Origin of the sequence: Nocardia suismassiliense (genome assembly GCF_900269665.1) — a bacterium.
GTDB classification, from domain to species: Bacteria; Actinomycetota; Actinomycetes; order Mycobacteriales; family Mycobacteriaceae; genus Nocardia; species Nocardia suismassiliense.
In genome coordinates this window covers 327,711-347,850 of the sequence record NZ_LT985361.1, presented here as the reverse complement: position 1 = coordinate 347,850, position 20,140 = coordinate 327,711, and the positions used below count along the sequence as shown (strand labels likewise).

The window sequence follows — 20,140 nt, the reverse complement described above, 5'->3', positions numbered from 1 at the left end:
AATGACGATCAAGGCACGCCGCGCACTGATCGCGGTCGCGGCGGTGGCGGGTGTGGGCATCACCTCCGGGTGTGGTCTCACGGTGGAGAAGCTGCCGCTGCCCAAGCCCGGTGTTTCCGGCGAAACCTACACCGTGCACGCCGTTTTCGAGAACGCGCTGAACCTGCCGGACCAGGCGAAGGTGAAGATCGGCGGCTCGGATGTCGGCGTGGTCTCCAATATCAAGACCAAGAATTTCCAGGCCGTCGTCGACCTGACGATCAGCAAAGACATCGAGCTGCCCAAGAACAGCACCGCCGAACTGCGGCAGGCCACGCCACTGGGTGACGTGTTCATCGCGGTGTCCAAGCCGAAGACCGAGCCGGGCACCGAGATGCTGCGCAGCGGTGACACGCTCGGCCTCGACAAGACCTCGGCGGGCGCCACCGTCGAGCAGTTGCTGATCTCGATCTCGATGCTGTTCAACGGTGGTGGCGTCGCCAGCCTCGCCAAGCTCACCTCGGAGCTGGACTCGATCGTGGGCGGCCGCGGCGGCCAGTTGGCCCATCTGATCACCGAAATGACCGGTGTGGTCGGCAGTTTGAACGCCAACTCGGCGAAGGTCGACAGCGTGCTGAACGAATTCAGCGCGCTGGCCAACACCATCGAGTCCCGGCGCGCCGAGCTCGGCCAGGTGGCCGACACGCTGCCCCAGATGATCGGCGCCATCGCCGAGAACAACCGGGCCATCGGTGATCTGCTGACCAAGGTGTCGACCACCAGTGCGGCGCTCGGTGACTACGCGGACACCTCCGGCCAGCAGCTGGGCAGCCTGCTCGACAACACCCGCGCGCTGATGGACGCGCTGGCCGCCACCGGTGACAACCTCGGCATCCTGCTCGATCGGGCGCGCGAGATCCGGCCGAAGGTCGACGCGACCTTCAAGGGCAAGAGCTTCGCCGTCTACGCCACCCTGACCAACCTCGACCTCAGCGCGGTGACCGACCCGCAGCACGGCGGCCTGCATGATCTGCGCGATGTGCAGGATCTGGCGGGCAGCCTGATCCAGGTGCTGCAGATAGTGCAGAACCGGGTGGAGGGTGGCCACCGATGATCGCGAAACTGATGCAGCACAAGCTGGTGCTGTCGACCATCGGCCTGGTGCTGGTGTTCGTCATCGGCGCCAGTTATCTGATGATCAGCATCATGCGGGTCAATCCGTTGAAGTCCACCTACACCGTCACGGTGAATCTGGATCGTTCCGGCGGTCTGCAGCCGGGCAACGATGTGACCCTGCGTGGCTATCGGGTCGGCAAGGTCACCTCGATCGAGCTGACCGACCGCGGCCAAGCCATCGCCGCGGCGGCGGAGATCGAGAGCAAGTACAAGATCCCAGTGGATACCGCGATCTCGGTGCAGGCGCTCTCCGGCGCGGGCGAGCAGTACATCGACTTCCGCCCGGCCAGCGAGCAGTCGCCGTTCCTCGGCGACGGCGCGGTGATCAAATACGATGCGGCCAAGATCAAGACGCCGACCCCGGTCTGGTCGGTCCTGGACAACGCCAGCGCGCTGATCGCGCAGGTCGATCCGGACAAGTTCGGCGTCATCCTGCACGAGCTCGACATCGCGCTCAGTGGTGGCCCGGATCAGTTGCGCGGCATGGTCAATGGCATCAGCCTGGCCATGGCCGGCTTCGACAATCTGCTGCCGCAGACCACCAACCTGATCGCGAACCTGCGCACCATCGCGAACACCACCTCCAACGCCCAGCCCGACCTCGGCACCCTGACCCGCAATTCCGGCGCGCTGTTCAACCAGTTCAACAACGCCAACGCCGAACTGCAGGGCATTCTCGAGCGGGCACCGGGGCAGTTGGCCAGTCTCGGCGCGGTGCTGGACAAGACCAGTGATCCGATCACCAGCCTGGCCACCAATTTCGCGGCGATGACCAAGGCCGCGCAGTTGCGGCTGCCCGCCCTGCGCGCGCTGTTCCCCTCGCTCGCGCTGGGTGCGGACGCGCTGGGTGTGCCTGCCCACGACGGCGAATTCCACGCGATCCTGGACATCTGGCCGCGGCCGTTCTGCACCTACAACACGCCGCAGCTGCGCAACGAGGTCATCCAGGACGGCTCGATTCCCAAATGGAACTACTGTGAGAATCCGCCGCCCGGCCAGGAGATCCGTGGCGCCGCCAACGCACCGCGCCCGAATGTGCCGAACAACGGCGCGCATATGCCGCCGGGTGTGGATCCGAACGAACGGACCCTGCCCCCGATCAAGTGAGTTGTACCCGGTCCCGCGGTGCGGCCGTGGGTCCGGGCATACTCGCCGAGAGAACGCGTACGGTACGCCCGAGATGCGGGCCCGTCAGTCGATCGGTGCGCCCGCGCGCCGGGAAAGTGCAGGTTTGTATCGATGTCCACCGATGACGCTGACACCAACAAGGACGCCGAGGACGCGGTGACCGAGGACGCTGCGACCGAGAAGTCCGCCGCGGCTGCGGCGAAGCCTGAGCTGTCGAAGACAGAACCGGCAGCGACCGAGAAGAAGGTGGCGGCCGACAAGAAGCCCGCGGCCGAGAAGAAGGCAGCGTCGGAGGCCGGTGCGACGGCGAGTGGTCCGGCCGGCGCGAAGCGGTCCGCCTCGCTGCCGCTGATCGCTGCGTTCGCGGCGGGTGTCCTGGCGGTGGCCGCGATCACCGCGGTGGTGGTGTTCTTCCTGCAGGGCAAGGACCGTGGCGAGAAGCTGGACGCGATCCGTGACTCGACGCAGGCCGCCTGCACCTTCGGCAAGGACGTCTCGGTCTACGACTACACCAAGAACCTGGACGACTACTTCACCAAGGTGAAGTCCGGGGCGAGCGGCGAATTCCTCAAGGAGTTCGACGACGCGACCAAGGCGCTCAAGGACGCGATGGTGCAGGCGCAGGTCAAGTCCTGGGTCGACGACGTGCAGTGCGGCTACCAGTCCGGTGACAAGACCGAGGCCAAGGTGCTCGTCACGCTCACCCAGTTCCGGACCAACTTCACCCAGTCGACGCCGGAACGGCAGTTCGTCGTGGTGGTCGCGCAGCTGACCAAGTCCGGGGACAAGTGGCTGGTCGAGAAGCTCGATTCGCCGATGCTGAAGGGTGCGGGCACCGGGCTGCCCGGCGCTCCGGGTGCGCCCGTGCCGGGCGAGGCCCCCGCACCTGCGCCCGCGCCGGCACCGAGCGGGCAGCCTGCCCCGCAGCCGGGTAACTAGCCCTGCGGTCGTAAATCTGACGAGCGCCTCCGGCGGTGGGGCGAACCACCACCGCCGGAGGTCATTCGATCTGGTCGCGCACCGATCAGAACAGCGTCAGTGTCTGCGGCGCCGACGGCGCGGCCGCCTTCCCCGCGGCCTGCTCTCGTGGCGCTTCCGGCGCCGCCGGCGTTTCTTCCACCAGCACCGCGGGGATTTCCGCGGTGTTCGCCTCGGCGACAGCCGCTGTCGCGGCGGCCTTCCGAGCCGCTTCTCCGGCAAGCGCGTCGGCCTGCTCGTTGAAGTAGTTGCCGACATGTCCACGGACCCAACGGAACCGGACGGGCCCGGGCCTGCTGGCGATCGTTTTGTCGATCTGCCGGATGAGTTCGACGTTCTTCACGGCGCCGCCGCTCGAGGTGCGCCAGCCGTTGAGTCGCCAACTGGAGATCCACTCCGACGCGCACTTGATCGCGTAGAGCGAATCGCTTTCGATCAGTAGGGGTTCGGAGCCGGGATGGGCGAGAATCGCCTCCAGCACCGCGCGTAGCTCCGCGACCTGGTTGGTGCCGGAGGCGGCACCGCCGCTCAGCGAGGAGCCCTGATGATTGACCCAAGCCCAGCCGATGGCGCCGCCGGGGTTGCGGAGGCAGGATCCGTCGGTGCTCACGATGATCATGGCTGGCACCCTACGCAATCCGACCGACAAGATCGGTACCGTGGAATTCTTCTATCTCCCTTCGCAATTGGGACTCGGTGCGGCGGAGCGCCGATTTGACGGCGGAATCCACCAGACCGACACAGAGCCGCCCCGCCAAGCCACGCGGGGGGCTGTACTCCGCCTCGGACGTCAGCACCGACCGCCCGTATCCGAGCGGATCGAAGCGCAGCGTCAGGGTCCCGGACAAACGCCCACGCAGCGTATACCCGATCACCACGTTGCGCCGATATTCGGTGACCTCGCATGTCATCGTCGGCCGCCACAGCATCAGCCGGGCGGTGGTCGCGTACATCGCGCCCAGGCCGGAGTCGAGCTCACCGGTCGGTTCGAAGTCGGCGACCGCGAACATCCAATCCGGTACGAACAGATGGTTGTCCGTATAGGTGAAGGCGACCTCGACAGGCGCTCCGACGTCACTCGCGTACTTGATACGGCCCATGAGGCCCTCCCGGTTCCACGACTGGCGTTAAAAGTACTACAGAACTCCTCTTTATTGGAGGGTTGGGCGGTATTCGGTGCGGCGGTTTTTCACACTGCGACCGGACGGTTGCTCGGTTGCCCTGCGCTGGTCAAGCGCAGTATTGGACCGGTCGGTCGTGTTCTAGGTGCTGGCCAGCTGATCGACGATGTACTCGGCGATCGGCATCGCGGAGGTGGCCGCCGGGGACGGTGCGTTGAGCACGTGCACCGAGCGCGCGGTGCGCTCGATCATGAAGTCGTGCACCAGGGTGCCGTCGCGCAACACCGCCTGCGCGCGAATGCCCGCCTCGCGTGGCCGCAGATCGGCGAGCGTCAGCTCGGGGCAGTACCGCCGGCACTCGGCCAGATAGCCGCGCTTGAACAGCGAATTGCGTAATTCACGCAGACCGGTGCGCACATTCGCCGCGGCCACCCGGTGCACGCCGGGGAAACCGAGCACCGCTCGCGCGTCCCTGGCGTCGAAACTGCCCTTGCGATAACCCTCTCTGGCCAGGCCGAGCACCGCGTTCGGGCCGACGGTCAGCGCGCCGTCGATGGTTGGGCTCAGATGCACGCCGAGGAACGGCAGCGTGGGATCGGGGATCGGATAGATCAACGTGCGCACCAGCCCCGCCCGCTCCGGCGGCAACTGGTAGTACTCGCCGCGAAACGGCACGATCCGGAAATCCTTGCGCAGGCCCGCCATTCGAGCCATGCGATCGGCTTGCAGGCCCGCGCACACCACGAGGGTGCGTGCGGTCCACGAGCCGGTCGGCCCCGCCGCGGTCACCGTGGCGGCGGTCTCGGCCAGCGAGGTGATCTCAGCGCCGAGGACCAGCTGCCCGCCTGCCCGGCGGACCTCATCGGCCAATGCGGTGGTGATCGCGGTGTAGTCGATGATGCCGGTGTCCGGCACGAACAGCGCGCCGACCCCGGTCACCCGCGGCTCGCGCCGATGCAGCTCGGCGGCGTCGAGCAGCTCGACCGCGACCCCGTTGGTGACCGAACGCTCGTGCAATGCCAGCATCCGTTGCCGTTCGGCCGCATCGGTGGCGACCAGCAGCTTGCCGCAGACCTCGAAGGGAATGTTTTGTGCCGCAGCGAATTCCTTGGTCCAGCGGGCGCCGCGGCGGCACAGCCGAGCCTTCAGGCTGTCCGGCGGATAGTAGATGCCCGAATGGATGACGCCGCTGTTGTGCCCGGTCTGGTGGGTGGCCAGCGCGGCGGCCTTCTCCAGCAGCACCAGAGTCGCCCCCGGATGCCGCTGCAAAAGTCGATGCGCCGTGGCCACCCCGACGATGCCGCCGCCGATCACGCAGAAGTCGTAGGTGCTGTTCGGCATACGAGAACAGTAGGCCGAGAGTTATACCGAGACGGCGGGTTCCGGGCCGCGCCGGGTGCTCGCGCTGGGTGTCTGCTTCGTCGGCGCGGTGGTCGACTCGGTACTCGGCGCGGGGACCGGCGCGGACTTCGGGGCCGGGTTTCGCTCGAAGCGCAGGTCGTGGTCGCCGAGTGACGGGTCGGTCAGCATCAGCACCACCGCACCACTGCGCGTGTCGAATTCGGTGCGCAACTCGGTGCTGTCCGCGCGGTCGTCGAGTCGTTCCCGGTTCGGGTCGCCGGTCAGCACGGTGCGGGCGTTGGTGCCCAGGGTGATGGCGATCGTATCGGTGGGTGCGGCGGTGACCTGCGCGTGGAAATAGGCGTCGCCGAGCAGCAGCGTGCCGCCGACGGTGGCCGGCCGCGGCGCGGGCAACGAATAAGGCTGTGGGTCAGCCGCCTTCGGCACCGGAACGACCATGTCGTGCGAAGGCCGGAAGTATGTCGGGGGCAGTTCGAAGCTGCCGCCGGTCAGCACGGTGTCCACCCATTCGGGATCGTTCGCCGAATCCTCGATCGTTTGCGCGGGTGGTGCGGCGAGGGCGCCGCCGGGCCGGTTGATGTCGGCCATCTGGTGCACGATGTAGGTGCCCGCGACCACGGTGAGGCTGAGACTGGCGGCACCCGCGAGAACGATCGCGGCGTGCCGAGCGATCTGGGCATGCTTGTTTCTTGTCACGATGCGGTCCTTCCTGTGCCCCTGCTCCCCCTGGCAGCCGGCCCGCATCGTTGAAAGCCGTACAGTTGTCCAGGTTACGGCGCAGCCTGCGGGGGTACCGCCTCGGGGAGATCAGAATCACAGTCCACATCGCGGACCGCCGGCAAACAGTAGGCCGATCCGCGGGGTGCTTTATGTTTCCAGCGCCTCGAGTGGGGGTAAATAAACTTTGCTGGCGAGCGTCATCCTCGACTGCCACATCGAGACACCCGGCCAATGGCGTCCGGCCGACACGAACGGCGCACCCAAGTGTGGCGCTCGCCCGCTCCCCTATCTCATGGATCGGGTCGGGTGTCGGCAACGGCCGGATGTTCGCATCCGGCCGTTGTCGCCTCTTCAGGCGAACTGACCTGCGGTCCGTCCCGTTCCCGTCGGTCCGGCGAAGGCCTGTGCGAGGGTGAGCCACTCTGCCGCGTCCGCGCCGACCGCCTCGATCGCCAAATCGTCCGGATGGCGGCGCTGGGTCACCAACAAACAGAAATCGAGGGCGGATCCCGTCACGCGCTGCGCGGCGTCCGCCGGACCCCACGACCAGATCGTGCTGTCGGGTGCGGTGAGTTCCACCCGGAATTCCTCGGTGGGCGGCGTCTTTCCGTGCACGGTGTAGGCGAAGTTCCTGGTTCGCACGCCGATGTGGGCCACGGTGCGCAGTCGTTCGGTCGGTGTGCGAACGACGCCGAGAGCGTCGGCCACGTCCTGGCCGTGCGCCCAGGTTTCCATGATGCGGGCGGTGATCATGGAGGCCGCGCTCATCGGCGGGCCGAACCAGGGCAGCTTGCTGCCCGCGGGGACGGCGCGCAGGGCGTCGGTGAGCGACTTGCGGCCGCGATGCCACCGGTCCAGCAGCTCCGCGGGCGGTGCGGTCGCCGCTTCCTCGGCGGCCTCGTCGACGAAGGTCGCGGCCTTCGGCGCGGCCTCGACGACCAGTTGCTGGAAACGGTCCGCATCGGCGGCGGCGAGCGTCGCGACCTCGTCGGTCCAGGCCAGATGGCCGATCTGATGGGCGATGGTCCAGCCGGGTGCGGGGGTGGCGCGGGCCCAGTCGGCCGCCGCCAGCGGGGCGACGATTCCTTCCAGATCCGCGCACTCGCCGGCGAAGTCGTTGAGCAGCGCTTCCAGGTCAGCCATCTGTTCCCTGCCTCATCGCGGGGTGCACGGACTCGTGCGGGTCGTCGCCGCCGAGCGTCACGCACGCCTGTGCACGCACACCACGTCGTGTGCTGTCGCGGTCCAGCATCGCAGCGGCCACAGAAAAATGCAAGCACGCGTGCTTGTATTTTTGCTGAGGCCGCAGAAGCGCTGTCTACCAGCCGAAAACGATCAGATGCGAGGCGCCGACGACCAGCCCGAGCACCGCGCCGTGCAGATAGAGCAGCCAGGCGTCCTGCTCGACCGAGGCATAGAACATCTCCATGAACTCCCCCGGCGTCAACTGCCGCAGCTTGCGCGCCGCGAATACGTCGATGGTCTTGGCCTGCTCCCGGGTGAACTCCGCGTCCTCCACCAGGGTCGGCGCGAGCCCGACGGCGGCCCCGGCCGCGCCCGCCTTGAGATTGTCGAACTGGCGGCGCCCGAGGGCCGCGCGGACGAACGAGGTGGTCGGGCCGAGCTGCCGGTGGATCTCGTCGGAGATCAGCCGTTCCAGCAGCTGACGGGTCTTGTCGCCGTTGGGTCCGTCGAGCAGTTCCTTCGACAGGTTCGGCAGGGTGAGCACCTGGTAGGCGAGGATGTGCGCGAGGTCGGTCGCCGCCTGCGGCTGCCGTTTGGCCAGCAGCGCCTGCCGCCACAGGTACTTGTACCAGGGCTGCGGGTCGCCCGGCTCGAACACCATCTTGACCGCGATGACATTGACGATCACGCCGATCGCCGCCGAGGCGAGCAGCACGATCACCCAGCCAGGCACCCAGCCGAACACCGGAATGCGGTGGTGCACATGCAGATACAGCGCGAGCAGCAGGCCGAACGGCGCGCCGAGCAGCCCGATCCGGACCATGAAGCGCAGCTCCGGCGCCGCGATCGTGGTGGTCAAATCCTTCAGGATGCCGGGGTTGTCCTGCAGGTACCGGATGACGAAGCTCTTGATGTCGATGAGCTGATCGACATTGTCGCCCAATGATTCGAACGCGCGCCGCGACAGCGCGGGCATCTCCCGATCCACCCGTTGATAGATGACCTGCTTCGCGGCGCGTGGCACCGAACGCCACAGGTCGGGGTTCTCCCGGTTCATCAGCTCGTCGACCAGCGGCTGCACCTGTTTACGGGCCAGCACCGCGACATAGTCGGCGATGCCGTCCAGGTCGAGTTCGTGGATGAAATCGCGCGGGCTGCCGATCCGCATCAGCGCCTTGTCGACGCAGATGCTGGCCATCTTCTCGGCCCTGGCCGGGATGAATCCCTGGAAGCCGAGCCGGCGACCGTCGCCGGAGAACGTCGGCAGCACCTGCACCCGGCGCGGGAAGTACGGATACAACAGGTGCAGTCCGGGAATGTGGACGCCGCGAAATCGTTCCGGCCAGAACAACATCAGCACGCCGGTCCAGTTGGTCAGCCAGCCCGCCAGCGCGCTGAAGATCGGGAACGTCACCAGATCGACCACGAACTTGGACTGGCCTGTCAGATCCTCCCAATCGATGAACACGCCGGCGGCGAGTGAACTCATCGATGGATCTCCCTAGGCCGAACCGGCGGAACCGCCGGTATGAGGTATCAAGGCCCCAACATTGTCATTGCGCCGGAGCGAGTGTCAACGCGGCGCGGGATAGGGGTTGCGATCACATCGTGGGGCTACCATGAGCGCGCCCGAGCCGGCCCTGGGCGTGAGCATGGCATCCCCTTCGTGCGGTCGCGGACCGCCGACGTCGCAGGAGGTCGCGTGTCCGAAAAGCCAGTGCCCGAAGACCTACCGGCCGAGGACGACGAGGCCCGGCTGAGCAGGCGCCGGGTGATCGGCACCGGCGCCGCCCTCGGTGGCGCGGCAATCGGCGGGGCGCTCGCCGCGACGGTGGGCGGGGCGGCCAGGGCCGAGCACGGCAGCGCGACGCCCGCGTCGGACGCGAATACGAAGCTCGACACCGAGTCGCATCTGTTCCGGCTCACCTCGGCCGAGCCGAACCGATACGACGGCGGCACCTTACGCGGCGCCCATGAGGGCACCTTCCCGGTGCTGACGGGTCAGCAGGCGTCGGTGTACTACGTGGAACTCGAGATCGGCGGACTGCGCGAGCCGCACTGGCATCCGACGGCGTGGGAGCTCAACTACATCATCTCCGGCAAGGCCGACTGGACGATTCTGGGCACCCACCCCGACGGCACCTATCGCAACGACGCCTTCGAGGCGAAGCAGGGTGATCTGGTGTTCGTGCCGCAGGGCTTCTTCCACTACTTCGCCAACTCGAGCACCGAGCAACCCCTGCAGGTGCTGGTGGTCTTCAATACCAGCGCCCAGGAACCCAACGACGACATCGGCATTGTGGCCACCGTGAATTCGCTGCCGCGCGAAATACTGGCCGCCGCGTTCGGGGTGCCGGTCGCGGCGTTCGGTGCGGTCCCCACGGAGGCGAAGCCGGTGGTGATCACCAAACGCGCGTAGTGCGTCAGGGCACCCGGATACCGGATCGCGCGCCGGTCTCCTGGACCCAGTCGAGCAGCGTGCGCTGCCGGCGCAACAGGTTGCGACGGTTGTAGTTACCACCCAGCCGTTCCGCGTTGCGGGCTCGGCGTCTGCTCTGCCGGGAAATCAAGGTGCTGAGTTCGCCGGCCGGTGCGATCCCTCGGGTCACTGCCCAGCCCACCACCGCGCGGAACCAGTGCCGTTCGGTGCGCAGCACCCAGGTGTAGACGACGGCGAAGATCAGGATGTACAGGATCGTGCGCGCCGCGATCGAGCCGACCGGGATGCTCGCCGGGCTCGGCGCGTCCCAGCCGAAATGCAGTGCGGCACCGAGCAGATAGAACTGGCCGAAGACCTGCGCGCGCCGCCTGACCGGCCAATCCGCGCGGGCCACCGCGAGCACGATGCCGATACCCGCCAGGGCGGTCAGCATCCAGTGCGAGGTGATCCCGGTGAGCAGCCGCACGAAGCCGACCAGCAGCGCGTTCGCCGGATTGTGCTGTGCCGAGAGCAATCCGGCGTTGGCCGAGTAGGTGATGTTCTCGACCACCTGGAAGCCGAGGCCGGTGCAGCCGCCGAGCAGCAGCCCATGGATCGGCCGATTCAGCAGCGGCTTGCCGAGCCACGCGACGGCGAAGACGCCGATCCCTTTGACCGCCTCCTCCACGAGCGCGGCGGAGATCGGGGCCTGCCAGTCCATGGCGAACGCGTCACCGGCCAGGTTCTGAATGATGCGCATGTTGTGGTCGTTGGCGAAGAGGGCGATGCCGGGGCCGGCCAGCGCACCCCAGGCGAAGCCCATGACGAGGGGTGTCCTGATCCGCCGGGTGTGCGCGGAGCCGATCCAAATGCAGGACCAGCCAGCCGAATACGACCAGGGTCGCCAGTGTGAACGGCAGGCCGACCAGGATGTCGCGCCAGGTCAGCGCGGCGACCGGAGCCAACTGGAGTGCGAGCCCGACCACGCCGAGTAGCGAGGTCAGGCAATATACCCACCACAGCGCTGATTTCGGCTGGAACCAGCTCATCGGCGCACCGTCAGTGAGTCGAGCACCGGGGCCAGCTCGGGCAGCGTGGCGTCGTCGCCGATGAGTACCAGGGTGACCGCCAGATTGTCGTTGCCGAGAATGGCGCAGACCCCCGTCCTATCGGTGCCGCGGCAGGTCGGCCCGCTGAAGCCGTTCGGTGTCGTGACCTCGCCGCCGTCGAAGTAGGCGTCGAAACCCTGCACGCCCAGCACTTTTCGTCGCCACTCGGTGGCTTCGGGGAAGTCCGTGACCCCGTCGATCACGCTGACCGCGAGTCGCGAACCATCCGGCGCTATGAGCACGGCGGTCGTCTGGTCGCCGGTCGGTCTGCGCTGCCAGCCGCCCACCCCGCCGAAGGCGACGGTGTCCGGTTCCGTTCCCGGCGCGGTCAATTCGATCTCGCTGTCCGGGGCGACCGCGGTCTCCCTGACCGGTACGAGCGCGGCGACGACCGAGGGGACCACGAGCAGTGCCGCGACCACCGCGAGCACCAGCCCGGCCTGCTTCCAGTCGTTGCCGGTGCGGATCGGCTGGCTCATGTGCTCCCCTCGGCGTTCTCACTCGATGGCGCGCTCTAGCCGAGAAACTGCCGCCGACCAGCGGTGCAGTCGCCTCCACGGTAAGCCAGTTCGCAGCATTTCCCCGGGAACCCGGCCGTCTCGAATGCCCTGTTCGTGCGGATCCGCAGCAGACCGTAAACAATCCGTAAACCGGTTCCAGCACAGTAGAGACACACCAGCACGGCGGGTTCGGAACCGGATTCGCCCCTCGAAAGGAAGCACCTCATGCGCAAGCTCAAGCTCCAGGTCCAGACCACCGCCGACGGCTACATGGGCGGCCCGAACGGCGAGATGGACTGGATGACCTTCCCCTGGACCGACGACGTCGGCGCCTACATCAAGAACGTGATGGCCTCGGTCGACACCATCGTGCTCGGCCGCAACCTCGCCGAGGGTTTCATCCCGGTCTGGGCCAACCGCACCGAGGCCGACGGCGAGGACCAGGAAACCATCGACTGGATGAACAACACCCCCAAGATCGTCTTCTCCGACACCCTCACCGAATCCCCCTGGCCCAACACCACCATCGCCGGCGGTGACCTCACCAAAACCGTCACCGACCTCAAGTCCCAGCCCGGCGGCGACCTCATCGTCTACGGCGGCGCCACCCTCGCCGCCAACCTGATCGCCGCCGAACTCATCGACGAACTCCACCTCTTCGTCAATCCCACCGCCATCGGCACCGGCCTCCCCGTCTTCGCCCCCGGCACCTACCAACCCCTCCGTACCGTCGCCGCAACCCCCTTCGACTGCGGCATCACCGCCCTCCACTACGCCCCGAAGAGCGCCTGAGCACGGCAGCGACGGTGTCCGGCATTGAGTTTCCCGGCCACCGCTACAAGTGGTACGACATGTTGTACAAAGTAGGTGTACGATATGTCGTACGACTTTGAAGGGTGATTGCCGATGTCAGCGCTACCGATCTCCACAGTTCGTCAGGACCTGTTCGGACTGGTGAAGAAGGTCAATGAAGACCACGATCAAGTGACCGTGGTGACGAAGACCGGTGAGAACGCCGTGCTCATGGCCGAGTCCGATTGGAATTCGATCATGGAGACGTTGTATGTGCTCCAGACCCACGGCGGTGCGCAACTGCTGGCCTCCGCTCGAGACGCTCGTGAGGGGCGCACGGAAGCTCACGCCCTGATCGACCCGGACGAGGAGACGTCGGCGGCGGAACGGCCGGCTCGTGCTTTCACGCTCCGGCGCGGTGACGTGATCTTGGCGATCGAGCCCAAGGCATTCCGCAACGAACCGGAGACCGGCGACGACGTTCCGGACAAGCTTCTGGTCGAGGGTGCGCGGCGATACGCGGTGGTACAAGGCGCGAAGCTGTGGGCAATCGCTGAGAAATTCTTGGGTGACGACGTCGGCGGAACCAGTTCCGCGGATCGCTTCAGGCGTTTTATGGATGAGTGGGATCGAATCGCCGCCACGGATGAATTGCTGTCGGTGGGGGCGGACGAGCCGGACGACACGACCACGAGCCACCGAGGTGCACATCCACGTCGAGGGAAGGCGTGATGGCGTGCCCGATCGAAAGCTGACATTCACCGCCCAGGGGTGGCGTAGCTATTCATCCTGGCTGGCCAGGGATCGCGCGGTACTGAAGGCGGCGAACAAGATGATCAACGCCGTGCTCGCTGATCCGTTCGCTGGGATCGGCAAACCCGAGCCGCTGCGGCATCAGCTCGCCGGGCACTGGTCGCGACGGATCAGCCAGGAGCACCGGTTGGTCTATTACGTCAGCGATACCGAGATCGTCGTTGTGCAGGTGGGCAGCCACTACGACGACTAGCTGAGATTCGCCGACAGCGAACGTGGCAAAAGTTCGGAACAAAGGGGCTGGGGGTGGGGTTGAGTTGGTATCGCTCAACTTTTGGAAGGGTCGAACACGTGACTACACCACAGAACCTGCCGGTGCTGTTCCTGACCGATCCGATCGTGCTGCCGGGCATGGTCGTGCCCATCGAACTGGACGAATCGGCGCAGGCCGCCATCGACGCCGCGCGCGCCGCGAAGACCGATGCCGTGCTGCTCGCGCCGCGGCTGACCGAGGGCTACGCCACCTACGGCGTGGTCGCCACCATCGAACAGGTCGGCCGGATGCGCGGCGGCGCACCGGCGGCCGTACTGAAGGCCGAACGGCGGGCCAAGATCGGGCACGGGGTGACCGGGCCGGGCGCCGCGCTGTGGGTCGAGGCGGAGCCGGTCGAGGTCCCCACCCCGGACGGCCGGACGAAAGAGCTGGCCGCCGAGTACAAGAAGCTGGTCGTCTCGGTGCTGCAGCGCCGCGAGGCCTGGCAGATCATCGACGCGGTCAATCAGCTGAGCGACCCGTCGGCGATCGCCGACACCGCGGGTTACGCGCCGTACCTGACCGACGATCAGAAGCGTGAACTGCTGGAAACCCCGGACGTCACCCAGCGGTTGAAGACGCTGATCGAGTGGACCAAGGACCACATCGCCGAGGCCGAGGTCACCGAGAAGATCAGCGACGACGTGCGCGAGGGACTGGAGAAGAGCCAGCGCGAGTTCCTGCTGCGCCAGCAGCTCAACGCGATCCGCAAGGAACTCGGCGAGGACGAGCCGGACGGCGCCGACGACTACCGCACCAGGGTCGAGCAGGCCGACCTGCCGGACAACGTGCGCGCCGAGGCGCTGCGCGAGGTCGGCAGGCTGGAGCGGGCCAGCGATCAGAGCCCGGAATCCGGTTGGATCCGGACCTGGCTCGACACGGTGCTGGAGCTGCCGTGGACGGTGCGCACCACCGACAGCACCGACGTCTCGGCCGCCCGCGCGGTGCTGGACGCCGATCACCACGGCCTGGACGAGGTCAAGGACCGCATGGTCGAGTACCTGGCGGTGCGTTCCCGGCGGGCCGCGCGTGGGCTGGAGGTCGTCGGTGGACGCGGTTCCGGCGCGGTGCTCGCGCTGGTCGGTCCGCCCGGTGTCGGCAAGACCTCGCTCGGTGAATCCGTGGCCCGCGCGATGGGCCGCAAGTTCGTCCGGGTCGCCCTCGGCGGCGTGCGCGACGAGGCGGAGATCCGTGGCCACCGGCGCACCTACGTCGGCGCGCTGCCCGGCCGGATCGTCCGCGCGATCAAGGAGGCGGGTTCGATGAATCCCGTTGTCCTGCTGGACGAGATCGACAAGGTGGGCTCGGACTTCCGGGGTGACCCGGCGGCCGCGCTGCTCGAGGTGCTGGATCCGGCGCAGAACCACACGTTCCGCGACCACTACCTGGACCTGGATCTCGACCTGTCCGACGTGCTGTTCATCGCGACCGCCAATGTCATGGAGACCATCCCCGGCCCGCTGCTGGACCGGATGGAACTGATCACCGTGGACGGCTACACCGAGGACGACAAGGTCGACATCGCCCGCGACTTCCTGGTGCCGAGGCAGCTGGAACGCAACGCGCTGACCACCGACGAGGTGACCGTCACCGACGCGGCGCTGCGCGAGATCGCCGCCAACTACACCCGGGAGGCCGGGGTGCGGCAGATGGAGCGGTTGATCGCGAAGGCGTTGCGCAAGGCCGCGACTCGCCTGTCCGAGGTCGGGACCGACTCGGGCACAGCGGATCTCGGCTACGACGCCGAGCTGGGCTACGACGCGCTGGTCAAGTCCGAGAGCGCGGCGAAGCAGGCGCTGACGATCGACCTGGGCGATCTGAAGGAGTACCTGGGCCGCCCGCGCTTCACCCCCGACTCGGTGGAACGCACCGCGGTGCCGGGTGTGGCGACCGGACTCGCGGTCACCGGTCTCGGCGGCGACGTCCTCTACATCGAGGCCAACGCCGCGGAGGGTGAGCGTTCGCTGACCCTGACCGGCCAGCTCGGCGACGTGATGAAGGAGTCCGCGCAGATCGCGCTGACCTACGTACGCTCGCACCTGGAGGAGATCGGCATCGAGCCGTCGGTGCTGGATCGCAATATCCACGTGCACTTCCCGGCGGGCGCGGTGCCCAAGGACGGACCGTCGGCGGGCGTCACCATGGTCACCGCCCTGGTGTCGCTGGCGCTGGGCAGGCAGGTGCGCGCCGATGTCGGCATGACCGGTGAGGTCACGCTGAACGGACGGGTGCTGCCGATCGGCGGCGTCAAGCAGAAGCTGCTCGCCGCGCAGCGGGCCGGCCTGAAGACGGTGTTCATCCCGGCCCGCAACGAGCCGGACCTGGACGACGTCCCGGCCGAAGTGCTTGCCGCACTGGATGTCCGCCCCGTCGGTGACGTGGCCGACATCCTGGCCTACGCCATCGAGCCGGTCGCCGAACCGGCCCTGGACAGCCGGGCTTTCGCGGCCACCGCCTGACGAAGGAGAAAAGGCCGGGTACCTGGGGTGCCCGGCCTTTTCTTTTGCGGTGCAAGAGCTTTCGTTGACCCGCGAAGTGCCCGCCAGACGCTGCCCCGAGCACTTCTGCACGGCGGCGACCCGGCACCGGGCAACCCCGCGCTGCCCGGTGCCGGCGGGTATCAAGCGCGACTTGTCAGTTCGCGCTCGACCGACCTGGTGGTGCCCTGCGCGACCGCGCACAGCACGGGCTCGCTGTCGGCGTCCTCGGCGTAGATCTCGCAGCGGACCACGGCTTGGCGGCGGGTGGCGCCGGTGACGGTGGCGACGGCGCGTAGCCGCTGACCTGCGGCGGGGCGGAGGTAGGTGATGGTGAAGCCGCCGGTCAGCACGTTGGGGCCGAGGGCGGTGCCTGCGGCGAAGGTAAGCGCGTTGTCGGCCGCGTAGGACAGCACGCCGCCGTGCACGAAGCCGAACTGCTGGCCGAGTTCGGGGCGGATGGGGATCACCAGAGTGACTGTGCCGTCGCCGAATTCGGCGATCTCGGTGCCGACCAGCTCGGCGAAGGGTTGCGCGGCGAGGACCTTCTTGGCGAGGTCGATATCGATGGTCGCGGTCATCAGTTGTCCTTCGTTCGCGCGCCGAAGCACGATAGTCGTTGGGGTGAAGCGTTTTTCAGGCTGCGCGCAATGCAAGCCATGCCGCGTCCGCGAGGTCGTCCGCGACGTCGGTCGGCGCGGCGAGCATGTCGCCGCCGAGCCACTGCCTGCTGTACTCCTGCGCAGGCCCGAGCCATAGCGCGTACACCAGATCGAACGACAGATCGCGCACGACGCCGTATCCGGCGTGCGTGCGCCACCAGCGCGCGACATTGCGCAGGAACTCGCGATTGCTGTCGCTCTCCCGCACCCCCGGCGGCCGGGCAGAGGTGAGAACCTTTGCCCGGTACTGATTCTCGGCCACCCAGCGCAGGTGTTCCCGTACCCCCGCCGTGATCCCCTCCCTGGCGTCGGCGCTGTCACCGACTGCTGCCCAGAAGTGCTGCTGATAGTCGACGAGCGCGTTCGCCCAGACCTGCCGATACAGGTCCGCCTTGTCCGGGAAGTGGTGGTAGAGGGCGCCGACGCTGGCGCCCGCCGCGTCGCGGATCTGGGCCAGCGTGGCTTCCAGCGCCCCCTGCTCCGCGAACTGCCGCTCGGCTGCCAACAGCAACCGATCTCGAATCTTCATAACCAGAATTTAGTTCTGTTTTTCGGACAGCGCAATGGTCGGATCGGCAATGCGGTCGAGTCAGGCCGGGCGCGGCTTGCCCCGCAACCATTCCAGGAAGGAGCGGCGCGGTCGCCGCGGATACCGCGCCAGCAGCGTGCCGGAACCGACGCGACCGTCCACTCGCAACAGTGGCGCACCGGCCCGCACCGGCCCGGTGACCTTGCTGCGCACGTCACCGCTCTTGGCCCGCACGCGATCTACGTCGACCATCCACCCCCGCGGCACGATCAGTTTGAGGCTGCCGGAGCCGACGGACGCGTGCAGCACCACCTCGCGATGGGGGCAGAAGGCCTGGGAGAAGTCGATGATGATGGTCCCGGAAGTGCATTCGGCGGTGATCTCGGCGGGCACGATCCACTGCCCGCCCTTCTTACGCGTCCCGCTCCCGACACTGAGCTCGATCGGCTCGCGGGCCGCGGCGGCCACCGGCAGATCCGCCGTAACGGCCACCAGTTCATCGGTGGTCCGCGCCGAGTAGACGGTGACGAGTCGCCGATCCAGCTCCAGCAGATCCAGCCGACCTTCCTCGACCGCGAGGTGCAGCTGTCGAGCGGCGATCTCCCGGTCGATGTGGCCGACGCGAATCTCGGGCAGTGCGGTGGGCTCGTCCTGCGGGTCGGTCATCGGCGTGCTCCCCCTTGTGGTGGTTCTCCCGAAATCGTACGACCTGGCGCGGTGCGAGACACCGCCGTCAGCGCCCGATCGAGCCGGAAGTCCGGCTGTCTGTCACCCCCGTGGGGTAAGACGGACATATGGCCAGGTGGCTGTTGCATGTCGATCTCGATCAGTTCCAGGCCGCGGTGGAGTTCCGCAGGCACCCGGAGCTGCGCGGCCTGCCGGTCATCGTCGGCGGCAACGGCGATCCCGCCGAGCCCCGCAAGGTGGTGACCTGCGCGTCCTATCCGGCGCGCGCGTTCGGCGTGCGCGCCGGGATGGCGCTGCGCAGCGCGCAGCGCAAGTGTCCGGAGGGTGTGTTCCTGCCTTTGGACATGGCCAGTTACGAGGAGGCGTCGGAAGAGGTCATGGCGCTGCTGCGGACCTTTCCCGGCCGCGTCGAGGTGTGGGGCTGGGACGAGGCCTTTCTCGCCACCGACACGGCGGACCCCGAGGCCCTCGCCCGCGAGATACGCAGCGCCATCGAGCAATTGGAACTGACCTGCGCGATCGGCATCGGTGACAACAAGCTCACCGCCAAACTGGCCACCGGCTTCGCCAAATCGACGGGCAAGACCGACGCCGGACCGGCCACCGACGCGGGCGCGGCCGCAGGCATCTTCCGCCTCACCGCCGCGAACTGGACCGAGGTGATGGCACACCGCCCGACAAATGCCCTGTGGGGCATCGGCACTCGGATCGCCGCCCGCCTCGCCGACCTCGGCATCCACACCGTCACCGACCTGATGGCCGCCGACCGGCAACGCCTCGCCGCCGAATTCGGCCCGACCACCGGCCCTTACCTCTGGGTCCTCGGTCACGGCAAAGGCGACACCGACGTCACCACCGAACCCCGGGTCCCGGTGGGCCGCAGCAAATCCGAGACCTTCCCCCGCGACCTCACCGACCCCGCCGACATCCGCGCGCAGGTGGCCCGCCTCGCCACCGAGGTCGCCGAGGAGATGGCCGAAGCGGGCCGGGTCGGCACCCGGGTCTCGGTCACCGTCCGCACGAACACCTTCTACACCCGTAGCAAGCAGGAAAAACTACCCACGCCCACCATCGACCCCGCCGAGATCACCGACACCGCCCTGCGCATCATCGACCGCTTCCCGCTCGACCGCCCGATCCGCCTGCTCGGCGTCCGCCTCGAACTCGTCCCCGAGTAGACCCCCCCTCGGCGCGGACGTCGGGAGCCGCGCGGACGCGGGCGGACGCTCGTATGCTCGTCGCATGGAGTTCTGGGCGATGGTGGCGCATGAATCGGACAGCGGGATCGTGCTGACCAAGCAGGAGGTCGGGGAAGATTTCCTCGGGCCCGGCGAGGTGACGATCAAGGTGCATTTCTCCAGCGCGAACTACAAGGACGGGCTGGCGATCACGCCCGGTGGCGGGGTGGTGCGCAAGTATCCGATCATCCCCGGCATCGATCTCACCGGCGAGGTGGTTTCGTCCGAGGACGACGATTTCGCGCCGGGCGACCTGGTGGTGGCGCACGGGTACGACATCGGCGTCTCGCACCACGGCGGGTTCGCCGAGTACGCCAGGGTGCCCGCCGACTGGGTGGTGAAGCTCGACGGCCTGAGCCCCAGCGACGCCGCCGCGCTCGGCACCGCCGGCTTCACCGCCGGTCTGAGCGTGCAGGCTCTGCTCGACCACGGCATCACCCCGGAGACGGGCGCGGTGCTGGTCACCGGCGCGACCGGCGGGGTCGGCAGCGTGAGCATCGACATCCTGTCCGGCCTCGGCTACGAGATCATCGCCTCCACCGGCAAGACCGACGCGGGCGAGCTGCTCGCCGAGATCGGCGCCAACGAGGTGATCGGCCGGCTGCCGGAGGACCCCGACGCGAAGCCGCGACCGCTGAACAAGGCCCGCTGGGCCGCCGCGGTCGACAGCGTCGGCGGCAAGTCGCTCGCTTATGTGCTCAGCACCACCGGTTACGGCGGTGCGGTCGCGGTCAGTGGTCTGACCGGCGGCCCCGGTCTGCCCACCACGGTGCTGCCGTTCATCCTGCGCGGTGTCAGCCTGCTCGGCATCGACTCCGTCTTCCTGCCGATCGAGAAGCGCCGTGAGCTGTGGGGCCGCCTCGCGAACGAGCTGCGCCCGCAACACCTCTCGTCGCTCACCCACTTCGCGTCCATCACCGATGCCGCCGAGGTGCTGCACGCCATCCAGCAGGGCAGCCACAGTGGTCGCACCGTGTTCAACGTCCTCGGCGAATTCTGAACGGCTAGCACG

General features: G+C 67.7%; 22 protein-coding genes. 11 read left to right on the top strand and 11 right to left on the bottom strand.

The genetic code is table 11. The features are described from left to right. Nucleotide 1 precedes the first annotated feature (1 nt). The 3 genes from DBO33_RS01605 to DBO33_RS01595 all read left to right on the top strand — a co-directional run bounded on the left by DBO33_RS01605 (nucleotide 2) and on the right by DBO33_RS01595 (nucleotide 3,222). On the top strand, nucleotides 2–1,093 hold the full coding sequence (locus DBO33_RS01605) for an MCE family protein (protein ID WP_107653460.1): 1,092 nt from the start codon (nucleotides 2–4) through the stop codon (nucleotides 1,091–1,093). Continuing rightward, nucleotides 1,090–2,262 (top strand): MlaD family protein, encoded by a 1,173-nt coding sequence (locus DBO33_RS01600; protein WP_107653459.1) that lies wholly within the window; start codon nucleotides 1,090–1,092, stop codon nucleotides 2,260–2,262. The genes DBO33_RS01605 and DBO33_RS01600 overlap by 4 nt, the downstream gene beginning before the upstream one ends. A 132-nt stretch (nucleotides 2,263–2,394) precedes the next feature. Beyond that, complete coding sequence (locus tag DBO33_RS01595; protein ID WP_107653458.1) at nucleotides 2,395–3,222, top strand: hypothetical protein; 828 nt, start codon at nucleotides 2,395–2,397, stop codon at nucleotides 3,220–3,222. A gap of 85 nt (nucleotides 3,223–3,307) precedes the next feature. On the opposite strand, the gene DBO33_RS01590 is transcribed toward DBO33_RS01595, so the two are convergent. The 6 genes from DBO33_RS01590 to DBO33_RS01565 all read right to left on the bottom strand — a co-directional run bounded on the left by DBO33_RS01590 (nucleotide 3,308) and on the right by DBO33_RS01565 (nucleotide 9,138). After that, nucleotides 3,308–3,880: a ribonuclease H family protein gene (locus DBO33_RS01590; protein WP_107653457.1), complete on the bottom strand. Its 573-nt coding sequence runs from the start codon at nucleotides 3,878–3,880 to the stop codon at nucleotides 3,308–3,310. Nucleotides 3,881–3,890: 10 nt separating this feature from the next. Further along, nucleotides 3,891–4,361: an SRPBCC family protein gene (locus tag DBO33_RS01585; protein ID WP_107653456.1), complete on the bottom strand. Its 471-nt coding sequence runs from the start codon at nucleotides 4,359–4,361 to the stop codon at nucleotides 3,891–3,893. Nucleotides 4,362–4,523: 162 nt separating this feature from the next. Further along, nucleotides 4,524–5,723 (bottom strand): L-2-hydroxyglutarate oxidase, encoded by a 1,200-nt coding sequence (lhgO, locus tag DBO33_RS01580; protein ID WP_107653455.1) that lies wholly within the window; start codon nucleotides 5,721–5,723, stop codon nucleotides 4,524–4,526. Between the two features lie 21 nt (nucleotides 5,724–5,744). Then, nucleotides 5,745–6,440 carry a hypothetical protein gene (locus DBO33_RS01575; protein WP_159080096.1) on the bottom strand — a complete coding sequence of 232 codons (696 nt, stop codon included), beginning with the start codon at nucleotides 6,438–6,440 and terminating at the stop codon, nucleotides 5,745–5,747. A gap of 375 nt (nucleotides 6,441–6,815) precedes the next feature. Next, nucleotides 6,816–7,607: a TIGR03084 family metal-binding protein gene (locus DBO33_RS01570; protein ID WP_107653453.1), complete on the bottom strand. Its 792-nt coding sequence runs from the start codon at nucleotides 7,605–7,607 to the stop codon at nucleotides 6,816–6,818. Nucleotides 7,608–7,782: 175 nt separating this feature from the next. Beyond that, nucleotides 7,783–9,138 (bottom strand): hypothetical protein, encoded by a 1,356-nt coding sequence (locus DBO33_RS01565; protein WP_107653452.1) that lies wholly within the window; start codon nucleotides 9,136–9,138, stop codon nucleotides 7,783–7,785. A 213-nt stretch (nucleotides 9,139–9,351) separates the two neighbouring features. Between DBO33_RS01565 and DBO33_RS01560 the strand changes: the two genes are divergently transcribed. Beyond that, the gene (locus tag DBO33_RS01560) at nucleotides 9,352–10,068 is read left to right on the top strand and encodes a cupin domain-containing protein (protein ID WP_234390646.1); all 717 of its coding nucleotides are present in this window, start codon (nucleotides 9,352–9,354) and stop codon (nucleotides 10,066–10,068) included. Between the two features lie 4 nt (nucleotides 10,069–10,072). Here the strand turns inward: DBO33_RS01560 and DBO33_RS01555 are convergent, their stop codons facing one another. Further along, entirely contained in the window at nucleotides 10,073–10,891 is an 819-nt protein-coding gene (locus DBO33_RS01555) for a PrsW family intramembrane metalloprotease (RefSeq protein WP_107653450.1), read from the bottom strand. Between DBO33_RS01555 and DBO33_RS42535 the strand changes: the two genes are divergently transcribed. Next, complete coding sequence (locus DBO33_RS42535) at nucleotides 10,890–11,063, top strand: hypothetical protein (protein WP_159080095.1); 174 nt, start codon at nucleotides 10,890–10,892, stop codon at nucleotides 11,061–11,063. The genes DBO33_RS01555 and DBO33_RS42535 overlap by 2 nt on opposite strands. A gap of 50 nt (nucleotides 11,064–11,113) precedes the next feature. Here the strand turns inward: DBO33_RS42535 and DBO33_RS01550 are convergent, their stop codons facing one another. After that, nucleotides 11,114–11,656 (bottom strand): hypothetical protein, encoded by a 543-nt coding sequence (locus DBO33_RS01550; protein ID WP_107653449.1) that lies wholly within the window; start codon nucleotides 11,654–11,656, stop codon nucleotides 11,114–11,116. Between the two features lie 246 nt (nucleotides 11,657–11,902). On the opposite strand from DBO33_RS01550, the gene DBO33_RS01545 reads away from it, so the two are divergent. From DBO33_RS01545 to lon, 4 genes are all read left to right on the top strand, one after another. Beyond that, nucleotides 11,903–12,469: a dihydrofolate reductase family protein gene (locus DBO33_RS01545; RefSeq protein WP_107653448.1), complete on the top strand. Its 567-nt coding sequence runs from the start codon at nucleotides 11,903–11,905 to the stop codon at nucleotides 12,467–12,469. Nucleotides 12,470–12,583: 114 nt separating this feature from the next. Next, on the top strand, nucleotides 12,584–13,201 hold the full coding sequence (locus DBO33_RS01540) for a type II toxin-antitoxin system Phd/YefM family antitoxin (RefSeq protein WP_107653447.1): 618 nt from the start codon (nucleotides 12,584–12,586) through the stop codon (nucleotides 13,199–13,201). Between the two features lie 4 nt (nucleotides 13,202–13,205). Continuing rightward, nucleotides 13,206–13,475: a Txe/YoeB family addiction module toxin gene (locus DBO33_RS01535; protein ID WP_325050685.1), complete on the top strand. Its 270-nt coding sequence runs from the start codon at nucleotides 13,206–13,208 to the stop codon at nucleotides 13,473–13,475. Between the two features lie 158 nt (nucleotides 13,476–13,633). Next, the gene (gene lon, locus DBO33_RS01530) at nucleotides 13,634–15,994 is read left to right on the top strand and encodes an endopeptidase La (protein ID WP_234391311.1); all 2,361 of its coding nucleotides are present in this window, start codon (nucleotides 13,634–13,636) and stop codon (nucleotides 15,992–15,994) included. Nucleotides 15,995–16,155: 161 nt separating this feature from the next. Here lon and DBO33_RS01525 read toward each other — a convergent pair whose 3' ends face one another. Genes DBO33_RS01525 through DBO33_RS01515 form a run of 3 tightly spaced genes read right to left on the bottom strand, consistent with a single transcriptional unit; the run spans nucleotide 16,156 to nucleotide 17,869 of the window. Then, a complete protein-coding gene (locus DBO33_RS01525; protein ID WP_107653444.1) occupies nucleotides 16,156–16,593 on the bottom strand; it encodes a PaaI family thioesterase in 438 nt (145 codons plus the stop codon). Between the two features lie 55 nt (nucleotides 16,594–16,648). Further along, on the bottom strand, nucleotides 16,649–17,203 hold the full coding sequence (locus DBO33_RS01520; RefSeq protein ID WP_107653443.1) for a TetR/AcrR family transcriptional regulator: 555 nt from the start codon (nucleotides 17,201–17,203) through the stop codon (nucleotides 16,649–16,651). 60 nt (nucleotides 17,204–17,263) lie between these two features. Next, nucleotides 17,264–17,869: a DUF1707 SHOCT-like domain-containing protein gene (locus DBO33_RS01515; protein ID WP_107653442.1), complete on the bottom strand. Its 606-nt coding sequence runs from the start codon at nucleotides 17,867–17,869 to the stop codon at nucleotides 17,264–17,266. 128 nt (nucleotides 17,870–17,997) lie between these two features. Here DBO33_RS01515 and DBO33_RS01510 point away from each other — a divergent pair, with 128 nt between their 5' ends. Together DBO33_RS01510 and DBO33_RS01505 are read left to right on the top strand one after the other, a co-directional pair. After that, on the top strand, nucleotides 17,998–19,068 hold the full coding sequence (locus DBO33_RS01510) for a DNA polymerase IV (protein ID WP_107653441.1): 1,071 nt from the start codon (nucleotides 17,998–18,000) through the stop codon (nucleotides 19,066–19,068). Between the two features lie 64 nt (nucleotides 19,069–19,132). Then, the gene (locus DBO33_RS01505) at nucleotides 19,133–20,128 is read left to right on the top strand and encodes an oxidoreductase (protein ID WP_107653440.1); all 996 of its coding nucleotides are present in this window, start codon (nucleotides 19,133–19,135) and stop codon (nucleotides 20,126–20,128) included. Nucleotides 20,129–20,140 lie beyond the last annotated feature (12 nt).

Coding starts and splice junctions, on each gene's coding strand:
- DBO33_RS42535 (WP_159080095.1), top strand. CDS start 10,890: ATGACGAGGGGTGTCCTGATCCGCCGGGTGTGCGCGGAGCCGATCCAA.
- DBO33_RS01540 (WP_107653447.1), top strand. CDS start 12,584: ATGTCAGCGCTACCGATCTCCACAGTTCGTCAGGACCTGTTCGGACTG.
- DBO33_RS01555 (WP_107653450.1), bottom strand. CDS start 10,891: ATGGGCTTCGCCTGGGGTGCGCTGGCCGGCCCCGGCATCGCCCTCTTC.
- DBO33_RS01570 (WP_107653453.1), bottom strand. CDS start 7,607: ATGGCTGACCTGGAAGCGCTGCTCAACGACTTCGCCGGCGAGTGCGCG.
- DBO33_RS01510 (WP_107653441.1), top strand. CDS start 17,998: ATGGCCAGGTGGCTGTTGCATGTCGATCTCGATCAGTTCCAGGCCGCG.
- lhgO (WP_107653455.1), bottom strand. CDS start 5,723: ATGCCGAACAGCACCTACGACTTCTGCGTGATCGGCGGCGGCATCGTC.
- DBO33_RS01600 (WP_107653459.1), top strand. CDS start 1,090: ATGATCGCGAAACTGATGCAGCACAAGCTGGTGCTGTCGACCATCGGC.
- DBO33_RS01550 (WP_107653449.1), bottom strand. CDS start 11,656: ATGAGCCAGCCGATCCGCACCGGCAACGACTGGAAGCAGGCCGGGCTG.
- DBO33_RS01590 (WP_107653457.1), bottom strand. CDS start 3,880: ATGATCATCGTGAGCACCGACGGATCCTGCCTCCGCAACCCCGGCGGC.
- DBO33_RS01605 (WP_107653460.1), top strand. CDS start 2: ATGACGATCAAGGCACGCCGCGCACTGATCGCGGTCGCGGCGGTGGCG.
- DBO33_RS01585 (WP_107653456.1), bottom strand. CDS start 4,361: ATGGGCCGTATCAAGTACGCGAGTGACGTCGGAGCGCCTGTCGAGGTC.
- DBO33_RS01515 (WP_107653442.1), bottom strand. CDS start 17,869: ATGACCGACCCGCAGGACGAGCCCACCGCACTGCCCGAGATTCGCGTC.
- DBO33_RS01505 (WP_107653440.1), top strand. CDS start 19,133: ATGGAGTTCTGGGCGATGGTGGCGCATGAATCGGACAGCGGGATCGTG.
- DBO33_RS01520 (WP_107653443.1), bottom strand. CDS start 17,203: ATGAAGATTCGAGATCGGTTGCTGTTGGCAGCCGAGCGGCAGTTCGCG.
- DBO33_RS01545 (WP_107653448.1), top strand. CDS start 11,903: ATGCGCAAGCTCAAGCTCCAGGTCCAGACCACCGCCGACGGCTACATG.
- DBO33_RS01565 (WP_107653452.1), bottom strand. CDS start 9,138: ATGAGTTCACTCGCCGCCGGCGTGTTCATCGATTGGGAGGATCTGACA.
- DBO33_RS01525 (WP_107653444.1), bottom strand. CDS start 16,593: ATGACCGCGACCATCGATATCGACCTCGCCAAGAAGGTCCTCGCCGCG.
- lon (WP_234391311.1), top strand. CDS start 13,634: ATGGTCGTGCCCATCGAACTGGACGAATCGGCGCAGGCCGCCATCGAC.
- DBO33_RS01595 (WP_107653458.1), top strand. CDS start 2,395: ATGTCCACCGATGACGCTGACACCAACAAGGACGCCGAGGACGCGGTG.